This window comes from Oceaniovalibus guishaninsula JLT2003 (assembly GCF_000299575.1).
In the GTDB taxonomy this organism is placed as follows: Bacteria; Pseudomonadota; Alphaproteobacteria; order Rhodobacterales; family Rhodobacteraceae; genus Palleronia; species Palleronia guishaninsula.
In genome coordinates this window covers 1-1,154 of record NZ_AMGO01000025.1, presented here as the reverse complement: position 1 = coordinate 1,154, position 1,154 = coordinate 1, and the positions used below count along the sequence as shown (strand labels likewise).

The 1,154-nt window shown below is 71.8% G+C and carries 2 protein-coding genes; both read right to left on the bottom strand.

Translation table 11 applies throughout. From position 1 onward, the window contains the following. Positions 1-150: 150 nt before the first annotated feature. Complete coding sequence (locus OCGS_RS07845) at positions 151-633, bottom strand: hypothetical protein (RefSeq protein WP_007426703.1); 483 nt, start codon at positions 631-633, stop codon at positions 151-153. Positions 634-668: 35 nt separating this feature from the next. Beyond that, the gene (locus OCGS_RS07840) at positions 669-1,016 is read right to left on the bottom strand and encodes a hypothetical protein (RefSeq protein WP_156801006.1); all 348 of its coding nucleotides are present in this window, start codon (positions 1,014-1,016) and stop codon (positions 669-671) included. Between the last annotated feature and the right edge of the window lie 138 nt (positions 1,017-1,154).

Here is a 1,154-nt window from a genome sequence, read left to right as displayed (position 1 = left end):
CGGCGGCCGAGAGCCGTTCGTCGGCGGTGATGATGCGGAAGGCCATGGGGTTCTCCGGGGTGTGAATTCAGGGGGCGCGGCGGCGGGGGTGACCGGGTGCCGAAGGGGAACCTGCCCGGCGTTGCCGACCGGGCGTCCCGCCGCCGCGCGTCACCGGTCTCGAGCCTCGAGCCGGAAGACGGGTTTGCCGGTGGTCTCGCTGCGCGCGTCCGCGAAGCCCTCGCGCATCGCCGCGGGCCAGGCGCCGTAGCGCCGCTCGGGAACGCGATAGGCGATCTCGAGATACTCGGTGGGATCGTCGCCCGCGGCGCGGATGCGCTCGGCCATGGCGGCAAGCCGGTCCTGATCCCAGGAAACCTTCTTCGGCAGGTCCGCGACAACCACGACACCCTCGTCCTCGACCCTCACGGTGCCGCTGGTCTTCCCCTGCGCGGTCCGCTCGGCCGCGGCGGCGCCCTCGTAGCGTTGCGCGATCCCGGCCTCGAGCCGGTCCCGCAGCCGCTTCACGCGGGCAGTCTCGGCGAGCGCGGTCGTCTGCAGGTCCAGCAGCATCTCGGGCGGCAGCGCCGCGATGTCGCCGAGGGCGAGACGTTCGAGATCGTTGAAATGCGGGGTGTTGTCGGGATGCGGCATGGCGGGGTCTCCGTTGGAAGGGAATGGCGGGGCCATCACGCGGCGCGCTCTTCGAGGAGCAGCGCCGAGAGCGAGGGAGCGGCGGCCTTCGGTCTGGGCCGGGCGACGGCGATGTAGGCGAAGCGGTCGGGGCCCACGCGCTCCTGCACGAGGTGGACGAGGCCCTTCTCGAAGGCGCTCAACGCGGCCTGACCGAGATCGGCAAGCTGACGGCGCTCGGGCTCGGGTAAGGTCGAAATCACCGGCGTGACATCGATCCCGAGAAAGCCGCAGTGGTACTCGAGCCGCGCGCCGGCTTCGGCCTGCGCAATCCAAGCGTAGAGCTCGACATCGCTGAGCTTCGTGGTCGCCACGCGGGCGCCGAAAGGGATCGCGGCGACCATCAGCATACCCGTGCGGCCCGCGCGGGGTCCGCGGTCAGACGGCGGGGCGCGTGGCCGGCGCGCGCGACGGCCTCGCTGATCTTCAGCGCACGCTGAAGCTGGCTCTGCTCGAAGGCTTCGACGTCGGCGAGCCGGTAG